Source organism: Lysobacter soyae, assembly GCF_019551435.1.
In the GTDB taxonomy this organism is placed as follows: Bacteria; Pseudomonadota; Gammaproteobacteria; order Xanthomonadales; family Xanthomonadaceae; genus Solilutibacter; species Solilutibacter soyae.
In genome coordinates this window covers 1,606,569-1,627,686 of record NZ_CP080544.1, presented here as the reverse complement: position 1 = coordinate 1,627,686, position 21,118 = coordinate 1,606,569, and the positions used below count along the sequence as shown (strand labels likewise).

At 60.3% G+C, this 21,118-nt stretch carries 19 protein-coding genes; 2 read left to right on the top strand and 17 right to left on the bottom strand.

What is annotated here, in order from left to right; genetic code table 11:
* The first annotated feature begins 7 nt into the window (after nucleotides 1-7).
* Together pmbA and H8L67_RS07860 are read left to right on the top strand one after the other, a co-directional pair.
* Nucleotides 8-1,381: a metalloprotease PmbA gene (gene pmbA, locus H8L67_RS07865; RefSeq protein WP_220379290.1), complete on the top strand. Its 1,374-nt coding sequence runs from the start codon at nucleotides 8-10 to the stop codon at nucleotides 1,379-1,381.
* A 105-nt stretch (nucleotides 1,382-1,486) separates the two neighbouring features.
* Nucleotides 1,487-1,936: a DUF4870 domain-containing protein gene (locus H8L67_RS07860; protein WP_220379289.1), complete on the top strand. Its 450-nt coding sequence runs from the start codon at nucleotides 1,487-1,489 to the stop codon at nucleotides 1,934-1,936.
* A 9-nt stretch (nucleotides 1,937-1,945) separates the two neighbouring features.
* Here H8L67_RS07860 and H8L67_RS07855 read toward each other — a convergent pair whose 3' ends face one another.
* The 17 genes from H8L67_RS07855 to pyrH all read right to left on the bottom strand — a co-directional run bounded on the left by H8L67_RS07855 (nucleotide 1,946) and on the right by pyrH (nucleotide 21,095).
* The gene (locus tag H8L67_RS07855) at nucleotides 1,946-2,842 is read right to left on the bottom strand and encodes a polyprenyl synthetase family protein (protein ID WP_220379288.1); all 897 of its coding nucleotides are present in this window, start codon (nucleotides 2,840-2,842) and stop codon (nucleotides 1,946-1,948) included.
* The gene (locus tag H8L67_RS07850; protein ID WP_220379287.1) at nucleotides 2,839-3,117 is read right to left on the bottom strand and encodes an exodeoxyribonuclease VII small subunit; all 279 of its coding nucleotides are present in this window, start codon (nucleotides 3,115-3,117) and stop codon (nucleotides 2,839-2,841) included. Before H8L67_RS07850 ends, H8L67_RS07855 begins: the two co-directional genes overlap by 4 nt.
* Before the next feature lie 13 nt (nucleotides 3,118-3,130).
* Complete coding sequence (gene tilS / locus H8L67_RS07845; RefSeq protein ID WP_220379286.1) at nucleotides 3,131-4,438, bottom strand: tRNA lysidine(34) synthetase TilS; 1,308 nt, start codon at nucleotides 4,436-4,438, stop codon at nucleotides 3,131-3,133.
* A 12-nt stretch (nucleotides 4,439-4,450) separates the two neighbouring features.
* On the bottom strand, nucleotides 4,451-5,410 hold the full coding sequence (locus H8L67_RS07840; protein ID WP_220379285.1) for an acetyl-CoA carboxylase carboxyltransferase subunit alpha: 960 nt from the start codon (nucleotides 5,408-5,410) through the stop codon (nucleotides 4,451-4,453).
* A 68-nt stretch (nucleotides 5,411-5,478) separates the two neighbouring features.
* Nucleotides 5,479-9,003: a DNA polymerase III subunit alpha gene (gene dnaE / locus H8L67_RS07835; protein WP_220379284.1), complete on the bottom strand. Its 3,525-nt coding sequence runs from the start codon at nucleotides 9,001-9,003 to the stop codon at nucleotides 5,479-5,481.
* A 94-nt stretch (nucleotides 9,004-9,097) separates the two neighbouring features.
* Nucleotides 9,098-9,697: a ribonuclease HII gene (gene rnhB / locus H8L67_RS07830; RefSeq protein WP_220379283.1), complete on the bottom strand. Its 600-nt coding sequence runs from the start codon at nucleotides 9,695-9,697 to the stop codon at nucleotides 9,098-9,100.
* Entirely contained in the window at nucleotides 9,694-10,851 is a 1,158-nt protein-coding gene (gene lpxB / locus H8L67_RS07825) for a lipid-A-disaccharide synthase (protein ID WP_220379282.1), read from the bottom strand. Before lpxB ends, rnhB begins: the two co-directional genes overlap by 4 nt.
* A gap of 10 nt (nucleotides 10,852-10,861) precedes the next feature.
* Entirely contained in the window at nucleotides 10,862-11,644 is a 783-nt protein-coding gene (lpxA, locus tag H8L67_RS07820) for an acyl-ACP--UDP-N-acetylglucosamine O-acyltransferase (RefSeq protein WP_220379281.1), read from the bottom strand.
* Between the two features lie 4 nt (nucleotides 11,645-11,648).
* The gene (fabZ, locus tag H8L67_RS07815) at nucleotides 11,649-12,101 is read right to left on the bottom strand and encodes a 3-hydroxyacyl-ACP dehydratase FabZ (protein WP_220379280.1); all 453 of its coding nucleotides are present in this window, start codon (nucleotides 12,099-12,101) and stop codon (nucleotides 11,649-11,651) included.
* Entirely contained in the window at nucleotides 12,098-13,150 is a 1,053-nt protein-coding gene (gene lpxD / locus H8L67_RS07810; RefSeq protein ID WP_220379279.1) for a UDP-3-O-(3-hydroxymyristoyl)glucosamine N-acyltransferase, read from the bottom strand. Before lpxD ends, fabZ begins: the two co-directional genes overlap by 4 nt.
* Nucleotides 13,151-13,161: 11 nt before the next feature.
* Complete coding sequence (gene bamA / locus H8L67_RS07805; protein WP_220379278.1) at nucleotides 13,162-15,531, bottom strand: outer membrane protein assembly factor BamA; 2,370 nt, start codon at nucleotides 15,529-15,531, stop codon at nucleotides 13,162-13,164.
* Between the two features lie 25 nt (nucleotides 15,532-15,556).
* Nucleotides 15,557-16,894: an RIP metalloprotease RseP gene (gene rseP / locus H8L67_RS07800; protein ID WP_220379277.1), complete on the bottom strand. Its 1,338-nt coding sequence runs from the start codon at nucleotides 16,892-16,894 to the stop codon at nucleotides 15,557-15,559.
* Between the two features lie 30 nt (nucleotides 16,895-16,924).
* Complete coding sequence (locus tag H8L67_RS07795; protein ID WP_220379276.1) at nucleotides 16,925-18,103, bottom strand: 1-deoxy-D-xylulose-5-phosphate reductoisomerase; 1,179 nt, start codon at nucleotides 18,101-18,103, stop codon at nucleotides 16,925-16,927.
* Nucleotides 18,100-18,969 carry a phosphatidate cytidylyltransferase gene (locus H8L67_RS07790; RefSeq protein ID WP_220379275.1) on the bottom strand — a complete coding sequence of 290 codons (870 nt, stop codon included), beginning with the start codon at nucleotides 18,967-18,969 and terminating at the stop codon, nucleotides 18,100-18,102. The genes H8L67_RS07795 and H8L67_RS07790 overlap by 4 nt, the downstream gene beginning before the upstream one ends.
* Nucleotides 18,966-19,718, bottom strand: a complete 753-nt coding sequence (gene uppS, locus H8L67_RS07785) for a polyprenyl diphosphate synthase (RefSeq protein ID WP_220379274.1) — start codon at nucleotides 19,716-19,718, stop codon at nucleotides 18,966-18,968. Before uppS ends, H8L67_RS07790 begins: the two co-directional genes overlap by 4 nt.
* A gap of 22 nt (nucleotides 19,719-19,740) precedes the next feature.
* Entirely contained in the window at nucleotides 19,741-20,298 is a 558-nt protein-coding gene (gene frr / locus H8L67_RS07780) for a ribosome recycling factor (protein ID WP_220379273.1), read from the bottom strand.
* Nucleotides 20,299-20,378: 80 nt separating this feature from the next.
* Complete coding sequence (pyrH, locus tag H8L67_RS07775) at nucleotides 20,379-21,095, bottom strand: UMP kinase (RefSeq protein WP_220379272.1); 717 nt, start codon at nucleotides 21,093-21,095, stop codon at nucleotides 20,379-20,381.
* Nucleotides 21,096-21,118 lie beyond the last annotated feature (23 nt).

The window sequence follows — 21,118 nt, the reverse complement described above, 5'->3', positions numbered from 1 at the left end:
TACGCCATTGAACACCTTGACCCCGATTGATGTCCCCGCCCGTGACGACAGTGCGGAACGCATCGCACTGCTGACTTCGGTGGCCGAACAGGTCCTCGAGATGTGCAAAGCCCGTGGCGCCACCCAGTCGGAAGTCGACTGTTCGGAGTCGTCGGGACTCACGGCGACGGTGCGCATGGGAGAGGCGGAAACGGTTGAGTCCAACCGCGATCGCGGGGTGTCGTTGACCGTGTATTTCGGTCAACGCAAAGGCACAGCGAGCACCGGCGATCTGGCAGAAGAAAGTTTGCAGGCGACGGTGGAACAAGCCTGCGCCATCGCCAAATACACCGAAACCGATCCCGCCTCGGGGTTGGCAGATGCCGACTTGATGGCGAAGGACATCCGCGACTTTGATCTCTGGCATCCGACCCATTACGACGCCGACGCCTTCGTCGCCGAGGCCATCGCCTGTGAAGCGGCGGGTCGCGCGTTCGACAAACGCATTACCAACTCCGATGGCTGCACGATGGCCGCGAGCAGTGCGGTAGGCGTGTATGCGAACTCGCATGGCTTCATCGGCACCGAGCGGGATACGGGCTACACCTTGGCCTGCGCCTTGATCGCGGGTGAAGGCGAAGCGATGCAACGAGAAGGTTGGTACACCACAGCAATCCGCCGCGATGCGTTGGAGAGCGCTCAATCGGTCGGTGAGCGCGCAGCGAGCGAAGCCGTTGCACGCCTGTCGCCGCGTTCTTTGCCCACGGGCGCGATGCCGGTGGTGTTCTCGCCGGAAATGGCCCGCGGATTGATCGGTGCGTTTTTGGGTGCGGTTTCCGGCAGCGCGCTGTATCGCGAAGCCAGCTTCCTGCTAGACCACGCCGGCAAGCCGGTGTTTCCTTCCTGGGTCGATATTCTGGAAACGCCGCACGTGCCCGGCGGATTCCGCTCCACGTCCTTTGATGCCGAGGGTGTGGCCACCCGTGAGTCCGCAATCGTTGCCGGCGGCGTTCTGCAGCGCTATTTGCTGGGCAGCTATTCGGCACGCAAGCTCGGCTTGACGAGTACCGGCAACGCCGGCGGTGTGCACAATCTGCGGGTGAATGCCAACGCGCCGGACTTGAAATCGATCTTGCAAGACACGCCCCGATGCTTCCTTGTCACCAGTTTGATGGGGCAGGGCGTCAATATGATCACCGGTGATTATTCACGTGGTGCTGCGGGTTTCCTGGTGGAAAATGGTGAGATTGCGTACGCCGTTGACGGCATCACCATTGCCGGCAATTTGAAGACCATGTTCCAAGAGATGGATGCGATCTCGGCGGACTTCGATCCGCGTTCGCATCTGCACGTCGGCGCCATCCGGGTGCCCTCGATGACCGTCGCCGGCAACGCCGCCTGAACGGTCCGCCCATCCTTGACCGCCTCAAAAACAGGTCTTCAGTTGGGTTGAACTGTCATGGGTTCAGTCGCATATTGAATTTGAGGGTTAGCTTGGAGAAACGAAATGGAAACCATTGAAAACCACGCACTGAGCCAAGAAGAGCGCCTGTGGGCAGCGGGCGTGCATTTGGGCGCGTTGCTGGCCGCCTTTTTCACCAGTTGGATGGTGGGTATTGCAGGCGCGGTGGTCGCGATTTGCGTCTGGTTTGTGGTGCGCGACCGTCATCCGTTCGCGGCCGAGCATGCTAAGGAATGTTTCAACTTCAACCTGTCGATGTTTCTTTACGCGTGTTTGGCGGTGATTGTCGGATTGGTGTTGGGCGTGGGTGCGGTGATCGCCACCATTGCCACGTTGGGTCTTGCCGCGCTGGTGGCCGCACCGGTGGTGCTGGTCATCGTGGTGGCACTGGCTGCGATTGCGGTGCTCTGGGTGGTGTTCGGCATCATCGCTGCAATGAAGGCCTATGAAGGCCAGTCGTATCGCTATCCGATGACGATGCGCTTCCTCAAATAAGCATCGCGCTCAATGCGTGCGTTCGACGACGCGCGTGAGCAAACATCTGAGCGGTTCGGCCGCGTCCCCGAATGCACGCAGCAATGCGTGCATTTCTTCTTGCAGTTGGCCAAGCCGCGCTTTCGACGCCTCCATGCCGATCAAGGCCGGGAAGGTGGTCTTGCCTTGTTCGACATCTTTGCCCGCTGTCTTGCCGAGCGTGCCGCTGTCGGCTTCGATATCCAGGATGTCATCGCGAATTTGAAAGGCGAGCCCAAGGCGTTCGGCGAAAACCGCCAATTGCGCAGTGTCTTCCGTGCTCGCCTGCGCCGAGAGTGCACCCATCAACACCGCGGCACGAATCAGCGCGCCGGTCTTCAGGGCGTGCAAGGTTTCCAACGCTGTGAGTGATTGCGAACGCACGTGGCCGGTCGCTTCGAGGTCCAGCATTTGGCCGCCGCACATGCCGGCAATCCCTGAAGCGCGCGCCAACAAGGCCACCATGGCAATGCGCGTTTCTGCATCGTGCGGCGACGCACTCAATACCTCGAAGGCCAAGGTTTGCAAGGCGTCACCCGCCAGAATCGCAGTGGCCTCGTCGAACGCGATATGCACGGTGGGCTGTCCGCGACGCAAGGCATCATCGTCCATCGCTGGCAGATCGTCGTGCACCAAGGAATAGCCATGCACCAATTCAACCGACAGTGCGGGTTGCATGGCGCGCATCGGATCCTGGCCCAGCGCATACGCCGTCGCCAAGGTCAGTTGCGGCCGCATGCGTTTGCCGCCATTCAAGATCGCGTGTTGCATCGCGGCCTGCAGGCGTTCATTGCCCGTTGCCTGCAGCATCACTGCGTCCAAGGCATCTTGGATAGCCGCGTGCCACGCATCCAATTGCGCGCGCGCGGCGATCAGCTCGTTGCTCATTGCGCGGCAGGGTCGGACAAGCCGGGGAAGTCTTTGGCCGCTTCGGGATGGTCGAGATCGGTTAGCAATTTCACGCGAAGCTCGGCCTGTTCAAGGGCCAGTTGGCATTTGCGATAGAGACCAACACCTTGCTCGTAAGACGCGAGCGATTCTTCCAGCGTCAGTTGGCCGCCTTCCATGCGCGCCACCAGCGCTTCGAGCGCGTCCAGCGATGTCTCGAATTCGGCGACCGGATTCGCGGGGGCGTTGTCTTCTGCGGAGGTTTTTCGAGCCATGGGACCTAGTGTGTCAATCAAGACAAGCGGGGTCAATCTCGGTGTCATGAACGAGCTGCGATCCGGTGCGTTGCAGCCATGACGAGAGCGTCTCTGACACCGCCCAGCCCGGAATCGCATGGACTTCCCCCGATTCATCCACGAGTAGCGGCAGCTGGCTGCGTTGCCAGGCTGGCACGCCCAAGGCCTGCAGCAGCTTCTTCACTTCGGTGTGGTGGCTGCGTCCGGGCAATCGGATGCGCTCTCCGCCGCGACGTGCGACTAACGTATAGGATTGCGGTAGGGCACCTGCAGGCATCAAACGCAAGCGTCGACCGTCCGGAAGGGGAAGCGGCGTCGTGCCGTCCCAGCGAACCTCTGCAAATTCCGCTGGGGTATCTTGTTTGGACGCATGCAACACATCGCGCCAGCGCAGCATGCGCGCCTGTGCCCACTCGAACACCGGCGTCGCGTCCTGACGGGCAGCCAACACATCCCGTTCGATCTGCTGCAAATGCGAACTCCCCAATGGCGGCAATCCAAGCGAAGCAACCCAAGCACGCAAAACTCGCGCGCGGTCTTCCACCGAAAAGCGCATCAATGCATCCACGCGCAAATCGTCATCCGCCAGTCGACATTGCGCCAGCATCTCGCGCGTCGTGGCGTCCAAGTCGGAACGCGTCTGCGCTTGCAATTCCGCCGCGCGCGCAAAGGCCGCTGCGGCATGCGGCCAGCGCGCACGAAGCAAAGGCATTACTGAGAGGCGCAGATAATTACGGTCGAATCGCGTCGTCGCATTGGTCGGATCTTCAATCCATTCCAATGCATGTTTTTGCGCGTAGTGCGCCAATTGTGTGCGCGGTACTTGCAGCCAAGGGCGCCAATAAAACGCATCGTTGATGACCTGCAGCATTGGCATGGCCGACAGACCATCCGGCCCCGATCCGCGCAGGGCATTCAAGAGAAACGTTTCCGCTTGGTCATCTTGATGATGTGCCAAGGCAAGAATGTCGCCCTGACTCAGGTGTGCAGAGAATGCCGCACGTCTCGCTTCACGCGCCGCGTCTTCGAGGCCGCGTCCGTTCCCGGAAACTTGCACGCGCGCGACTTCGATCGGCACGGCCCATTCTTTACAAATGCGCAGGCAGTGTTCGGCCCAAGCGTCGGCGTCCGTCTGCATGCCATGATGGACGTGCAGGGCATGAACGCGTGCGCCATACACACGACGCAAGGCATGCAACAACACGGTGGAATCGAGACCGCCGCTGTAGGCGACAACGATGCGGGAGCCGGCGCCTTCAAGGCCGGCGGGCAAGGGCCGCAGGCTTTGCTCTAGCGGCATCGGAAAACCGGCTCAGGCTTTGGCGTAGGCGCCATAACCGCGCAAACGTTCATAGCGCTTTTGCAAGAGCTGGTCGACCGGCAGAGCCTTGAGAGCTTCGAGTTCGTTGACGATCACGGCCTTCAAACGCTTGGCGGTTTGCACCGGGTTGCGATGTGCGCCGCCGATCGGTTCGCGCACGACTTTGTCGACCAAGCCGTGGCCTTTCAGCTTCTTGGCGGTGATCGACATTTGTTCGGCGGCTTCGTTGGCCTTGCCGGAATCCTTCCAAAGAATTGCCGCGCAACCCTCGGGGGTGATGACCGAGTACGTGCTGTATTCGAGCATCAAGGTCCGGTCGCCGACGCCGATGGCCAATGCGCCGCCGGATCCGCCTTCGCCCACCACGCAGCAAATGATCGGCACTTTGAGTTCCGACATCTCCAGCAAGTTGCGGGCGATGGCTTCGGACTGACCGCGTTCTTCGGCATCGATGCCCGGCCATGCGCCGGCGGTATCAATGAAGGTGATGACCGGAATGTCGAAGCGTTCGGCCATTTTCATCAAGCGCAGAGCTTTGCGATAGCCTTCCGGACGCGGCATGCCGAAATTGCGCTTGACCTTGGATTTGGTGTCGCGGCCTTTTTGGTGGCCGATGATCATCACCGGCGAACCGTTCAAACGGGCAAGTCCGCCCACGATGGCTTTGTCATCGGCAAAGGCGCGGTCGCCCGCCAGTTCCTCGAAATCGGTGAACATCACCTTGATGTAATCGAGGGTGTAAGGGCGCTGCGGATGACGCGACAACTGCGAAATTTGCCAGTCGCTCAGATCACGGAAAATGTGCGCCGTGCGCTGGCGCAATTTGTTTTGCAGCGCGGCGACTTCATTGTCGATATTGACCGCCGGTCCGGCGCTCGCATGACGAAGTTCTTGGATCTTGGCTTCAAGATCGGCGATGGGTTGTTCAAAATCTAGGTAATTCGGATTCATGTGGGTCTGCCCGGCGACGCGCTCAGTCTAACGGATTTCGGTTTTCGCACCCTACGCAGGGGTCGGTTTCACCAAGGCTTTCTGAACGAAACGGCGACCGACTTCACGCCGTCGATGGCGCGCAAGATGCCCGGTAGCTCGATGTCCGGCAGCACACCATGGGGCGCCCGCAAGTCCACCGCGCCGCGGACACCGTCGCGCAGCAATTCGATACGCAGGGGCGTCAGACCCGGCCGGTAAGCTTTCAGCGCCTCGAGGAAGCGGGCCGCCGCCGCGTCATCGCGGGCATCCAGTCGCACCAAGATGCGCTCGGCATAGGCCGGATGGATTTCACGGAAGTTCCAAACGCGGCGTGCGCGCAAAGAGAAGCCGCCATTAAAGTCATCCTCACGCAGGCCGCCTTCGACGATCAACAGGGCGTCTTGTGCCAGCAGATGGCCAAACTGCTCCATTTCTTCCTGGAAGACCATGCACTCCACTTGGCCGCGACCATCTTCCAGTGTGGCAATCGTCTGCGTCTCGCCGCGGCGGCGCAAACCGGTGATCATGCCACCGAGAATCGCGTTGGCCTCAGGGCGCCAACCACGGCGTTCCTGATCACTGCGATTGTTCCAGATGCTTTCCAGGTGGGAGAGGTCGTGTCCGGTGATGGCGATCAGACTGTCGCGATAGGGGTCCACCGGGTGCCCGGAAAGATATACGCCCAGACTGTCCTTTTCCGCCTTGAGTCGCTGCGCAAGCGTCCAATCGCTGGCGGTGGGCAGGTCCACTTGCAACGGCGGCGCAGCGGCGCCCATGCCGCCGAACAAGGAATCCTGGCCGACCGCCTGCGCCTTGGCTTCCTGCTCCTGCGCCTTCATGGCTTCAGGGAACTGCAGCAACAACGTCGGCCGGTTGCCGCCCAAGCCGTCCATCGCACCGGCGTGAATCAAGGCTTCGATCGCGCGACGATTGACGCGGGTCGCATCGACGCGTGCACAAAAATCCATCACGTCCTTGAAGACGCCGCCGCTGTCACGTGCTTCGGCAATGGCTTCACAGGCGTTTTGACCGACACCCTTCACCGCGCCCAAGCCATGACGCACAGTTTGCGGATCGATCGCTTCAAACATGTAGCGAGAGGCATTCACATCCGGCGGCAACAGTGTCAAACCCATTGCGCGCGCCTCGTTGAGAAAACCGACCACCTTCTCGGTCTTGTCCATGTCGGACGACAACACGGCCGCCATGAATTCGGCGGGGTAGTGCGCTTTCAGCCAAGCGGTTTGGTAAGACACCAATGCATAGGCGGCCGCGTGCGATTTGTTGAAGCCGTAGCCGGCGAACTTTTCCAGCAAGTCGAAGATCGGACCGGCGACCGCAGGGGCGATGCCGTGCACTTCCTGAGCACCGGCTTCGAATTTGGCGCGTTCCTTCGCCATCTCTTCGACTTTCTTCTTGCCCATGGCGCGGCGTAGAAGATCGGCGCCGCCCAATGAATAACCGGCAAGAATCTGCGCGGTTTGCATCACCTGTTCCTGATACACAACCACACCGTAGGTCGGTGCCAGTACCGGTTCGAGCAAGGGATGCGGATAGCTGACCTCGGCAATCCCGTGCTTGCGGTCGATGAAGTCCGGAATCAGATCCATCGGGCCGGGTCGATACAAGGACACCAACGCAATCAAGTCTTCGAAGGTGTCCGGCTTCGCTTTCTTCAGCAATTCACGCATCCCGCGTGATTCGAACTGGAACACCGCAACCGTGTCGCCGCGCGCGAACAGCTCGAAGGTCGCGGTATCCGTGAGCGGCAGGGCGGTGATGTCCACCAGTGCGGCGTCAGGCTCGTTGGCGCGAATACGCGCATTGATCGCTTTCACCGCCCAATCAATGATCGTCAGCGTGCGAAGTCCGAGGAAGTCGAATTTCACCAAGCCGACGGCTTCGACGTCATCTTTGTCGAACTGCGTCACCGGATTGCGACCGAGACCTTCGCCGGCGTGTTCTGCAAAGAGCGGGCAAAAATCCGACAGCGGAGTCGGCGCGATCACCACACCACCCGCGTGCTTGCCGGCATTGCGAGGCAAATCTTCCAGCTTCAAGGCGAGATCAAGCAGGTCGCGAACGCCATCTTCTTTTTCGTAGCGCGATTGCAATTCGGGGCTGGCGAAATTGGCGTCTTTTTTGCCTTTTTCCGTGCGGCCGAGCGCATCCTCCAGACCGACCCCCAAGGTCATGGGAATGAGCTTGGCGATGCCATCCACGAAGCCATAACCAAAGCCCATCACCCGGCCCGTGTCGCGCACCACAGCCTTCGCGGCCATCGTGCCGTAGGTGATGATTTGGCTCACGCGGTCGCGGCCGTATTTTTGCGCGACGTAATCGATCACTTCGTCACGGCGATCCATGCAGAAGTCGATATCGAAGTCAGGCATCGACACGCGTTCCGGATTGAGGAAGCGTTCGAACAGCAGGTCATAGGGCAGCGGGTCGAGATCGGTGATGCCAAGCGCCCATGCCACCAGCGAACCGGCACCCGAACCGCGGCCAGGGCCGACCGGGATACCGTTTTTCTTCGCCCAACCGATGAAGTCGGCCACGATCAGGAAGTAGCCGGCGAAGCCCATGTTGGCAATCACGCCGAGTTCAACGTCCAATCGTTCGATATAGGATTCGCGCGTGTGCCCGTTGGCCAGCGGCTGTTTTTCCAGTCGTCGTTCGAGGCCTTCGTGCGCCTGCGATCGCATCCAGGTTTCGAGCGTCTCCTCAGAGGGCACCGGAAACGCGGGCAAGAAATAAGTGCCCAACTGCAGCTCGAGATTGCAGGCACGGGCGATGGCGTTGGCGTTGTCTATCGCGTCGGGCGCATCCTCAAACAACGCGCGCATCTCGTCAGGCGATTTGAATGACTGTTCCGGCGTGTAGGGACGCGGTCGGCGTGGGTCATCGAGCACGCGACTGCTCGAGATGCAAACGCGTGCCTCGTGTGCCTCGTAATCACTGGCATCGAGGAAACGGACATCATTGCTGGCCACCACCGGCACAGAAAAGCTGCTGCTCAAATCAAACGCCGCCGCGTTGAACGGGTCGTCGTTCTCGCGTTGTGCGCGCGTGACGGCGAGTGCCAGCCGCTCACCGAAAATGGACAGGAGCGCTTCGGTCTCCTGCTTTGCCAGCGCATCTTTTTGCGCCAAGGCATGAATACCGACGGCCGAATCAAACCCGGCGAGCGCGAACAAATCACGCGGCGCTTCCTCGGCGATCCAATCGAAGTTGATGGCGACACCTTCGGTCTGGTGACCCTCCATCCATGCGCGCGTCAGCAAGCGAGACAAAGACAAATAGCCGTCCCGGTTGCGGCACAGCAAGGTCAGTTGGGAACGGGTGCCGTCGGCATGTTTGACAGAAACATCCGCGCCGGCAATTGGTTTGATGCCGGCCTTTTCCGCCTTGCCGTAAAACTTGACCAAGGCGAACAGGTTGTTGCGGTCGGTCACTGCGACAGCAGGCATCGCCAATTCACGGGCACGTGCAATCAGATCATCCAGACGGATGACCGAATCCATCAGCGAGTATTCGCTGTGTAATTGCAGGTGGGTGAAGCGGGAGCTCATGCCGTGTGCGCGTGCGGGGAACATTGAGGGTAGGGTTCGCGGCGACGCATAACAAGGCTTGACAAGTGCAGACGGTCAAATCCGTGAACGGGCATCAGAATCCCAACGTGGTTTGTTCGATCTGCGCCGCCTGAACCGGTGCGAACGAGCGCCGGTGCGCGGGGCAGGGGCCGTGAGTGCGCAGTGCGGCGAGGTGGCCGGGACTGCCATAGCCCTTGTGCGACGCAAAGCCGTATTGCGGGTATTCCGCATCCAATGCCAGCATGATCCGGTCCCGGGTGACTTTGGCGAGAATCGAAGCGGCCATGATCCGGCGGCATCGCGCGTCGCCGCCGACCCAAGCGGTCGCGGCGCAGGGCAGACCACTCGGCACGATGTTGCCGTCGATGCGGATTTCATCTGCCTGCGCGTGAACGCGCGCAACGACGCAGCGCATGCCGTGCAAAGTGGCTTGCAAGATGTTCCGTGCATCGATCTCTTCCACATCGACCACTTCTATCGCCCATGCCGAGGCACGTTCGAGAATGCGCGGATACATCAACTCGCGCTTGGCCGCGGTCAAGCGTTTTGAATCATCCAACCCGTTGATGGGCGCGCGTCCGGGTGGAAAGACCACCGCGGCGACCACAACCGGGCCAGCCAAGGGACCGCGGCCCGCTTCGTCGACGCCGGCGACGCGGAGCAATTCGTTCATGCCGGGGTGATCAGTTCGGCGACCGCTTCCGCCGCGTGTCTTGCGGCATCCTTGCGCAATTGCGAATGGATTTGCGCAAAGGTTTCGCGCACGCGCGCACTGCGTTCTGGGTCATCGAACCAAGCCAGGACGGCATCGGCCAATGCTTCGGGTGTGCATTCGGCTTGGAGCAATTCCGGAATCAGGGCTTGATCCGCCAAGACATTGGGCAAGCTCACGAATCGTGATTTCAACATGCCCAAGCCTTTGACGATGCGATAGGTGAGTCCCGATATCCGGTGTCCCACAACCATGGGCCGTTTGCATAACATCGCTTCCAATGCCGCAGTGCCCGACGCAAGCAAGACCACATCGCTGGCAATCATCACGGCTTGTGCTTGTCCGTCGAAGACGCGCACCGGCAAATCAGGCGCGGCATGCGTGGTGATGTGTGCTTGAATCCGGGCTTTGCAGCGCGCATTCGCCGCCGGAATCAACACCTGCAGATCGCGTTTGACTTGCTGTACGCGACTGGCTGCGGCGAGAAAGGCCGGCAACATGTTGTCGATCTCGCTGGCCCGCGACCCCGGCAACACAGCCAGGACCGGCAAAGCGTTTTCCACGCCCAAATGCGAACGCGCCGCGCCTTGGTCAGGTGTCAGCGGTATTTCATCGGCTAAGGGGTGTCCGACGAACGTGGCGTCGACGTCGTACTGCGCATAAATCGGCGGTTCCATCGGAAACAAGCACAGCACCCGATCGGCGGACTCACCGATTTTCTCCGCGCGCTCGGCCCGCCAAGCCCAGACGCTCGGACTCACGTAATGCACTGTACGCACGCCGCGGGATTTAAGCCAAGCTTCCATGCCGAGATTGAAATCAGGGGCATCGATACCGATGAAGACATCGGGTCGCCATGCCAACAAACGCTGCCGAAACGCTTTGCGTAGCTTGAGCAAACGCGGCAGATGCGACAACACCTCTGCGAAACCCATCACGGCCAAAGCATCCGCGTCTTCCCAGGCATCGACGCCTGCAGCTTTCATCCGCGGGCCGGCGATACCGGCGAATTGCGCGTCGGGAAGTTCGCGCTTGAGTGCTTCAACCAGACCGGCACCGAGTTGATCACCGGAGGTTTCACCCGCGCATAAGGCAATGCGCAACGGGCGGCCCATCGGCGCCACTTCAGCGCAACAGCGGCCGCTCGCCGCGTTCAATGAATTCAAGAAATGCGCGCACGTCCTCACTGCCGGTCGCGATTTCGGCGAGTTCCTGTTTCGCTTCCTCGAGCTTGGCATCGCCCATGTACAACGCGCGGTAGGCACGCTTCACCAAGGCGATGCGTTCGGCGCTGAAACCGCGACGCTTCAAACCTTCGGTATTGATACCGCGCGGCCGGCTGTAATCACTTTGCGCGACCATCACGAACGGTGGGACGTCGCCATTGACGAACGCACCCATGCCGACGAATGCATGCGCACCGATCCGGCAGAACTGATGCACGCCGACGAAGCCGCTCAAAATGACGTGATCTTGCACGGTGACGTGACCTGCCAGCGTCGCGTTGTTGGAAAACACGCAATGGCTGCCGACGATGCAGTCGTGTGCGACATGCACATACGCGAGGAACCAGTTGCCATCTCCCACGCGCGTTTCGCCGCCGCCGTGACCGGTGCCGCGATTGACCGTGCAAAATTCCCGGAAGGTGTTGCCGTCGCCGATGACGAGCGTGGTGCGCTCACCGTCAAATTTTTTGTCCTGCGGGTCGCCGCCGATGGCGACATGCGCATGAATCTTGTTGTTGGCCCCGATTCGGGTGGGGCCTTGAATACTGCAATGTGATCCGATCTCCGTGCCGTCACCGATGACGACGTCGGCGCCAATCAGCGTGAACGCACCGACGCGCACGCCTTCGCCCAGACGGGCAGCGGGGTCGATCGAGGCGGTGGGATGGATCAGATCTTGCATGGGCTTATTTGGCCTCGGCACAGAGGATTTCGGCGGCGGCGACTTCCTCGCCATCCACACGGGCGATACCTTCGTACAACACCATGTTGCGGATGGCACGTTTGATTTTCACTTCGAGCGCCACTTGGTCTCCCGGTCCGACCATGCGCGAGAAACGCGCACCATCAACCTTCACCAAATAGGAGAGTCCGTTGTCGTAAGAAGTGCCGCGGCTCAAATGGCTCAGCACGCCACCGGCTTGGGCCATCGCTTCGATCAACAGCACACCCGGCATCACCGGACGGCTGGGAAAGTGGCCTTCAAAGTAGGGCTCGTTGGCACTGACGTTCTTGATGCACACGATACGCGCGCCGGCCTCGAATTCAACGACGCGGTCCAGAAACAGAAACGGGTAGCGATGCGGCAGCAGTTCTTTGATTTTTACAACGTCCAACGGCAATTGCACTGAAGCGGTCACAACGACTCCTTCGAGAGCCGGGCGATCCGTCGCGCCAGTTCATCGAGTTGTTTGAAACGGGTGGCGCTCCTGCGCCAACTACGACTGTCCATCAACGGCGTGCCGGACGAATATTGGCCGGGCGTGTCAATCGAATGGGTCACCAAACTCATGGCGGTGACCACAACCCCATCGCAGATCTCCAAGTGACCTACGATACCAGCCGCACCGCCGATCAGGCAGCGGCTGCCGATGCGTGTGCTGCCGGCGACGGCCACGCAGCCGGCCATGGCAGTGTGATCTCCGATCACGACGTTGTGTCCGATTTGGATCTGATTGTCTAGCCGCACGTCGCGACCCAGAATGGTGTCATCAAGCGCACCGCGATCGATGGTGGTGTTGGCACCGATTTCGCAATCGTCGCCGATGACGACACCGCCCTGTTGCGGCACTTTGATCCAATGACGCTCGCCGTTGGCGTCAATGTCTTGTGCCAGGCCAAAGCCGTCGGCGCCCAACACCGCACCCGGATGGATGCGGACCCCCCGCCCAAGGCGGACACGTTTGACCAAGCTCACCCGTGCGACCAAGCTGCAGCCGGCGCCGACGATGCAATCCTCGCCGATGATGCAGCCCGGCCCGATGACGGCACCGTCTTCAATCACGCTGCGCGCACCGATCACGCAATGCGGACCGACCTGCGCGGTTGCGGCAATGGTCGCGGTGTCGTCAACAACAGCACTGGCGTGGACGCCCGGTACCGGTTCCGGATCCGGATCGAACAGGGCGGAAATCTTGGCGAACGCGCTGTATGGATCTCGCGCAATCAGGGCACCCTTCGGTGCAAGCGCTGCGTCTTCCTCACGCAAAATCACCGCGGCGGCACGCGTCTGTGCCACTTGATTGCGATAGAGCGGGTTGGCGAGAAAGGCGACATCAGTGGCCGCGGCATTGGCCAGGGTCGCGACACCGGTGACACGTGTGCCTGCCTCACCCCGAAGGGTGAGGGCGAATCGTTCGGCAATGTCTTCCAGCGTATAGCCGGCGTCGGTGCTGCGGGTCGCCGGCATGCACGTCTCCGTTAGAACTGTCCTGCGAAGGAGAATTGTAAGCGTTCGATACGGTCGCCCGGGAATTTGCGCACCGGAATCGCATAGCTGATGGAGATCGGCCCCATCGGCGAACGCCACATCATCGCCACACCGGCCGAGGCGCGGAGTTCGCTGGCCTTGATCGACGAGCGGTCGGCAAACACGTTACCGAAGTCGAGGAAGGCCGACACACGTGCCGCAGGCGAGTCGATCAGTTTCGGGAAGAACAGTTCCAACGAGCCGATGGTCTTGATCGAGCCGCCGATCGGTTGGTTGTAACCGAACGAGCTGAAATCCGTCGGGCCCAAGGTGTTGTCGACGAAGCCGCGCACGCGACCTGCTTGCGAGACGCCGCCGGCATAGAAGTTCTCATAGAACGGCATGCCCTTGGCAGTCACTACGCGACCATCACTCAAGGTGCGGGTGTAGGTTTTGCCGTAGGAATTGCCATAGCCGATGTTGGCGACGGTGTTCAGCACCAATTTGTCGCTCAGCGGGAAGAACTTCGACAATTGATAGTCGAGGATGTAATAGCTGACGGTCGAATTCGGCAACGTGACTTCCAAGCCGAGGCGTTGGTATGTACCGCGCGTCGGCTGCAGGTAGTTGTCACGCGTGTCGCGGGCGAACGATACCGAGGTGCGCCAAGCATTGAAGGTGCGGGTCCCGACCGCGTCGATGTAGTCGACGATCGATTGCGGCGTGGAGCCACGGAAAATCGAGACTTGCTTGCGGCTATAGCCCAACGACCAATTGATGGAGTCCCATTCGGTCAACGGAATGCCCAAGGTGACGTTGGCGGCGCCTTCACTGGTGTTGTACTGCGCCGTGTTGTAGTTCGAATAGTCGAACTCGCTCCAATACACGTTGTAGCCGAGCGACATGCCGTTCTTGCTGAAGTACGGATTCAAGAACTGGAACGAGGCCTGCTTCTGGTAGCTGCTGCGTGCCAGCGCGACCGAGAGCTGGTTGCCCGAGCCCATGAAGTTGCGTTCCGAAAGCGAGCCGTTCAATTGGATGCCGCCCAACTGCGAGTAGCCGACACCGAAGTTTATGGTGCCCGAGTTGGTTTCTTTCACGCTCACGGCAAGATCAACTTGATCTTGAGTGCCCGGCACGGGCTTCGATTCGATTTTCACTTCTTCGAAGAACCCGAGCTGTTGCAAACGGATTTTGGAACGGTCGATGGCGGCTTGCGAATACCAGCTGCCTTCCATCTGACGCATTTCACGGCGCAAAACGTTGTCTGCGGTGCGGGTGTTGCCATCGAATACCACGCGGCGCACGTTCACGCGCGGACCCGGATTGACTTGGAAGTCGAGCGCAACGGTGCGGCTTGCGCGATCCACATTCGGCACCGGATTGACCGAGGCGAATGCATAGCCGATATTGCTGAGCGCGGCGGCAACCGATTCGTTGGCCGCTTCGAGACCGCGACGCGAGAACACCTTGTCCGGTGCGACAAACAACTTGATTTGTTTTTCAATGTCTTCGTGCGGCAACACGGTGTCGCCACTCACCGTGACGGTGGAGACTTTGTACTGTTCGCCTTCGGTCAGGCCGGCGGTGATGTAGAGATCACGCTTGTTCGGGCTGATGGCGACTTGGGTGTTGTCGGGGGTGACGTCGGCATCGATGTAACCGCGATCCAGGTAATAGGACTGCAGCTTTTCCAGATCGCCGGAAAGGCGCTCTTTCGAATATTGATCGTCCCGCTTGTACCAGGACAACCAGCCGGTCTGGCGGGATTCCCAGTTATCCATCAACTCCTTGTCGGTGAACAATTCGTTGCCGATCACGTTAATGTGACGGATCTTGGCGGCTTTGCCTTCCTTGACGTTGATCGCGACATTGACGCGATTGCGGTCCAGTTGGGTCACCACCGGATTGATTTCGACGTTGTACTTGCCGCGGTTGTTGTATTGGCGCGTCAGTTCCTGCGTCACACGGTCGAGACTCATGCGGTCGAAGGTGTCACCTTCTTCAAGGCCGATTTCCTTCAAGCCTTTGCGAAGGTCGTCTTCCTTGATGTCTTTGTTGCCCTTCATTTCGATCTTGTTGATCGCCGGGCGTTCGACCACGTTGACGACGAGGATGCTGCCTTCGCGGCTCAAGCGCACGTCTTCAAAGAAGCCGGTCTTGTACAAGGCGCGGATGGCGTCCGCCGCATTGGATTGATTGACGGTGTCGCCGCGCTCGATCGGCAGATAGGTGAAGACCGTACCTGCTGAAATACGCTGCAAACCATCCACGCGGACGTCGCTGACCTGGAACGGTTCGACTTCCTGTGCAAAGGCGGGGACTGAAAGCGCTGCAGCGAGTGCGAGAGCAATGAGGCGGCGAGTTGGACGTCTCGTCATCATGATTTCCGTTATTTCCGGCCGACTACCGTAGCAGGCCTAAGATGTCATTGTAGAACGCGAGCCCCATGAGGCTCACGAGAAGGGTGGCACCTAGCAATTGACCCACCATCATCGCACTTGGTTCCAAGGGGCGACCACGGATTGTTTCGATTGCCAGATAAAGCAAATGCCCGCCATCGAGGAAGGGGACAGGCATAAGGTTAATGACTGCGAGGCTTAAAGACATTAACGCAAGGAAACGCAGGAACCAGGCAAAGCCCTGTCCGGCGGATTCGTTGGCCACGCGCGCGATGGTGATCGGCCCCGAAACCCCTTCGCGGGCGCTGGGTGCGCTGAACAGGCGAACCACCATGGACGCGGTATCCCGCGCCAAAGTGGCGGTTTCGCGCAGGGCGGCGGGGATCGCGGCCAAGGGGCCAAGCCGGTAGACCGTGTCGAATCCCGGTTCGGTCGTCGCGGCAGGGCCGATGCCGATCAAGCGCTCGCTGCCCGACAGGGCCGGCTTCAAATGCGTCGTTTGGGTCTCGCCGTCGCGTACGAACGAAATTGTGAACGTATGTTCAGCTGGCGCGGCGCGAACGGCTTCAGCGATCTGGGTGAAGGATCGCACCGGACGGTCATCGAGCGTGAGAATGCGGTCGCCGGATTGCAGGACGCCGGCCGCCGGCGTGCCGGGACGCACCTCACCGATCACCGGTGCAATCAGCCAATGTTTGGGAATCAATCCCGAGGCGGCGAAGAGCGCCGTGTCCGAAGTGTCAGCGGGCACCGCGCTGAAATCCAACGTGCGCGTTTGCGTCGCGCCTTCGGCGGTACGCACTTCGGTCGTGACGCGATCACGGGCCACGCCGTGGCGCAGAATCGGCATCAGCGCGTCATTCCAAGTCGGAACGGATTGGCCGCCGATGCTGAGCAAGGTGTCGCCCGGCTTGAAGCCTTGTTCCGCCGCCATGCCGCGCACATCACCGACGACCGGTGTGTAGTCCGGACGACCGACGACCAACATCACCCACAGAAACACGATGCACAAAAACAAATTCATCAACGGGCCGGCCGCAAACACCAGTGCGCGCTGCCATTTGGGTTTGTGCGTGAGTGCTTGCGAGCGCATCGGCTCAATCAATGTGTTATCCGGATCTTCCAGGATCGAGACATAGCCGCCGAGCGGGATGCCGGCGATGGCGTATTCAACGCCGTCTTTGGCCCGGCGCGACCACAGGGGTTTGCCGAATCCCCAAGAAAAGCGATTGACGCGAATGCCGAACGCACGCGCCATCCAGAAGTGCCCGAGTTCATGCAGGGTCACCAACACGCCGAGGGTGACGACGAGCCAGAGGATGGATCCCAAAAATGTACTCATGCGGCGCGACGTATTCCCGGATGCGGTGGATCAATGTGTACGCAAGTATTCCGCGCCAAACGCACGTGCACGCAGGTCGGCGGCAAGCAACGCATCCAGCGAACTGGCGGGTTCGGATTCAAGGGTGTTCAAACCGGCCGCCACCAGCGCGGATATGCCTAGGAAACTGCATTGCGCCTGAAGAAAGGCTGAAACAGCCACTTCATTCAATGCGTTGAGCATCGCCGGTGCCGTACCACCCGTCGCCATCGCATCAAAGGCGAGCTGCAAAGCGGGAAAGGTGTCGAGATCGGGGGGTTCGAAATCCAGACGACTGTGCTGTTGCCAATCAAGGCCGGCGACGCCGGACGCAACCCGGTCCGGCCAAGCCAACCCGACGGCGAGCGTGGTGCGCATGTCGGGGCGACCCAATTGCGCTAGGGTTGAGCCGTCGTCGTATTCCACCATGGAGTGGACGATGCTCTGCGGATGCACAACGACCGAAATGCGCGACGGCGCCATCCCGAACAAATGGTGCGCTTCGATCACCTCGAGACCTTTGTTCATGAGCGTGGCCGAATCGACGGAAATTTTCGCACCCATCGACCAATTGGGATGGGCAACCGCTTGTGCCGGCGTGACCTCGGCAAGCTCAGCACGACGTTTTCCACGGAAAGGCCCGCCAGAGGCAGTCAGAATGATGCGCGAGACATTTCGGTTGTCGCCATGGGCAGGCAGGCATTGAAAGATCGCGTTGTGTTCACTATCCACCGGCACGATGGTGGCGCCCGATGCGTGCGCCGTTTGCATCAGTAGCTCGCCGGCCAGAACCAAGGATTCCTTGTTGGCGAGCAATAGGCGCTTGCCCGCACGCGCAGCTGCCAAAGTGGAATCCAAACCCGCTGCACCGACGATGGCCGCGATGACCGTATCGACGTCCTCCGCCGATGCACGTTCATTCAGCGCCGCTGCCCCGGCGGCGGCTTGGGTGCGCAAACCGCAATCGGATAGGCCGTTTTTCAGCGCCTCGTAACCAGAAGGATCGGCGATCACGGCAAAACGCGGATGGAATTTTTTGCACAATTCAATCAGCGCATCGACGCGCGAGCCGGCCGCCAACGTGTCGATAACAAACCGTTCCGGGTGACGGGCAATGACGTCGAGTGCGGAGGTGCCGATGGAGCCGGTGGCGCCCAGCAGTGCGATGCGTTGTGGGGCGTCGGCGTTCACAATCCGAGCAAGAGCTTGGACAGGGCAAAGACCGGCAGTGCAGCCAGCACACTGTCCACCCGATCCAAAATACCGCCGTGTCCCGGAATCAGATCACTGGAGTCTTTTGCCCCGGCATGGCGCTTGAGCAAGCTTTCAAACAAATCACCGATCACAGCGGCCACGACCGTCAGCATGCCCACCAATGCCACCGCCGGCAGCGCGCCGGCTGAAATGCCGGTCGCTAGGGAGAAAATCATGCAAGTCACGACGCCGGCGGCGATGCCGCCGAGCAGACCTTCCACGGTCTTGTTCGGGCTGATGCGCGGGCTCATTTTGCGCTTGCCGAATTTCTTGCCGGCGAAATACGCGCCGGAATCGGCCATCCACACGGTGGCAAGCGCCGTGAGCAACCACCAATGTCCTGCCGGCACGTTCCAAAGACCGCGTTGCACGACATCGTCGGCGCCGCTGTGCAACAACATCAACGCGCACCAAGCCGGGAGGATCGCAAGGCTCGCCGCAAAGAGTTTGCAGACGCGCGACCAATGTTCGTGATGGGAGCCGAAGGCCGGGAAGCGCAACCAAAGCGCGCTGATCAGCCACCACACCACACCGATCATGGTCATGACAGTGAGCAGGGCGGTCGTGCCACCTTGTTTCGAATGCGAGGCCCATACCAGAACCACGAGCAACAGCAAATTCAGGGCGACGAGGATGCTGCGGGCCAGCGTGTCATCCACGTCGGACAGTTTCAGCCATTCCCAAAGGCCGCCCATGAAGACGGCGGCGGCAAGCACCGACATCCAGGGCGTCGGCAACAGCAAGATGGCCGAGATCGCAATCGGTGCCATCACCAAGGCGGAAATTACGCGGGTACGGGTCATGGGGTAAAGGCCGCTCCTGCGCCGTCGTCGATTTGTTCGCCCGTCATGCCAAAACGACGCTGCCGCCTGGCAAAGTCGCTGAAAGCCTCGGACAAAAGTTTTGCGTCCACATCCGGCCAGAGTACCGGTGTGAACCACAGTTCGGAATAAGCAATTTGCCACAACAGGAAGTTGCTGATGCGCAAATCCCCGCCGGTACGGATGCACAGGTCGACCGGCTGCAGATCCGACATCGCCACATGCTGCGCCATGCGTTCTGCATCCACTTGCTCAGGGCGCAGCTGTCCGTCTGCCACTTGTTGGGCGAGCACGCGCGCCGCTTGGGCGATGTCCTGATGACCGCCGTAACTCGCGGCGATGACCAGCGTCAGTTGTGTGTTGTCAGCGGTAGCGGACTCGGTGTCCTGCATGCGTGCACGCAGGGATTCACTGAAGGCGGCGCGATCACCGATGAAGCGGATGCGCACCCCGCGTCGCGATAACTCCGACACTTCGGTATCGAGCACATTCAAGAAAATGCGCATCAACCCGCTGACTTCTTCTTCAGGCCGGCGCCAGTTCTCGCTGGAAAACGCATACAAGGTGAGCACTTCCACGCCTTGCTGCATGCAGTAATCGATGGCATTGCGCACAGCGCGCGCGCCGGCACGATGGCCGATGATGCGCGGGCGGCGGCGTTGCTGCGCCCAGCGACCGTTGCCGTCCATGATGACGGCCACATGCCTTGGCAGGGTATTCGGTGTATTCATGCGCCAGTCGCGGGCCGACGCGTCAAACCGCCATCAATTCAACTTCTTTTTCTTTGATGACGTCGTCAATGTCTTTGATCGCCTTGTCGGTGATCTTTTGAATTTCTTCTTCGGTGCGGCGCACGTCATCTTCGGTGATGGCCTTTTCTTTCAACAAATCTTTGATTTGCTGGTTGGCATCGCGGCGGATGTTGCGGATCGCCACCTTGGAATCCTCACCTTCGCCATGGACGACCTTGGTCAGGTCCTTGCGGCGTTCTTCGGTGAGGGCCGGGATATTGATGCGAATGGTGGTGCCGGCGGTGTTGGGGGTGAGGCCCAAGTCGGAGGCGAGGATCGCCTTTTCGATGGCAGCGACCATCGGTTTTTCCCAAGGCGTAATGGTGAGCGAACGCGCGTCGCTGACGGTGACGCTGGCCACCTGGGTCAGGGGCATGTCTGAGCCGTAATAGTTGACCTTCAAGTGATCGACCAATGCCGTGGTGGCGCGGCCGGTGCGCACTTTGCTCAAGGTGTTGCGAAGGGCTTCAATGCTTTTTTGCATGCGCGCCTGCGCGTCTTGCTTGATTTCGTTCAACATGTTCGGAGCTCCGCGAATCTGACTCCCCATTATAGAGGGGAAGGTGTGCGAACAGCGTTGAATCCGGCTCTTCGGGGCGCTCAGGCGTGAACGAGTGTGCCGACCGGTTCGCCGTTGAGGATCCGCGAAATCACACCGGGCTGATACATGTCGAATACGCGCATCGGCAACGCGCTGTCGCGGGCCAAGGCGAATGCGGCGGTATCCATCACCTGAAGGTTACGTTGCAGCACTTCGTCGTAGGTCAGGTCATCGAAGCGCACCGCATCGCTGTGTTTGTTCGGATCTTTGTCGTAGATGCCGTCCACCTTGGTGGCTTTCAGCAGCAAGTCCGCGCCGATTTCGATGGCGCGCAGCGCGGCACCGGAGTCCGTGGTGAAGAACGGGCTGCCCACACCGGCGGCGAAAATGCAGATCCGGCCTTTTTCCAAGTGACGGACGGCGCGTCGACGGATGTAGTCTTCGCAAACGTCGTTGATCTTGATCGCACTCATCACCCGGCATTTCGCGCCGAGTTTTTCCAGCGCATCTTGCATGGCCAGCGCGTTGATCACCGTGGCCAGCATGCCCATCTGATCGCCGGTGACGCGATCCATGCCGCCGGCCGCGAGTCCGGCACCGCGGAAAATATTGCCGCCGCCGATGACCAGTGCGATTTCCGCACCGGCCGCGCGCGCTTCAATGACTTCGGTGGCAATGCGTCCCAGGATTTTCGGGTCGATGCCGTAGTCTTCGTCCCCCATCAACGCCTCGCCTGAAAGTTTCAACAACACGCGGCGATAGACGAGTTCGGACATGGGACACCTGTCGGCAGAAGATG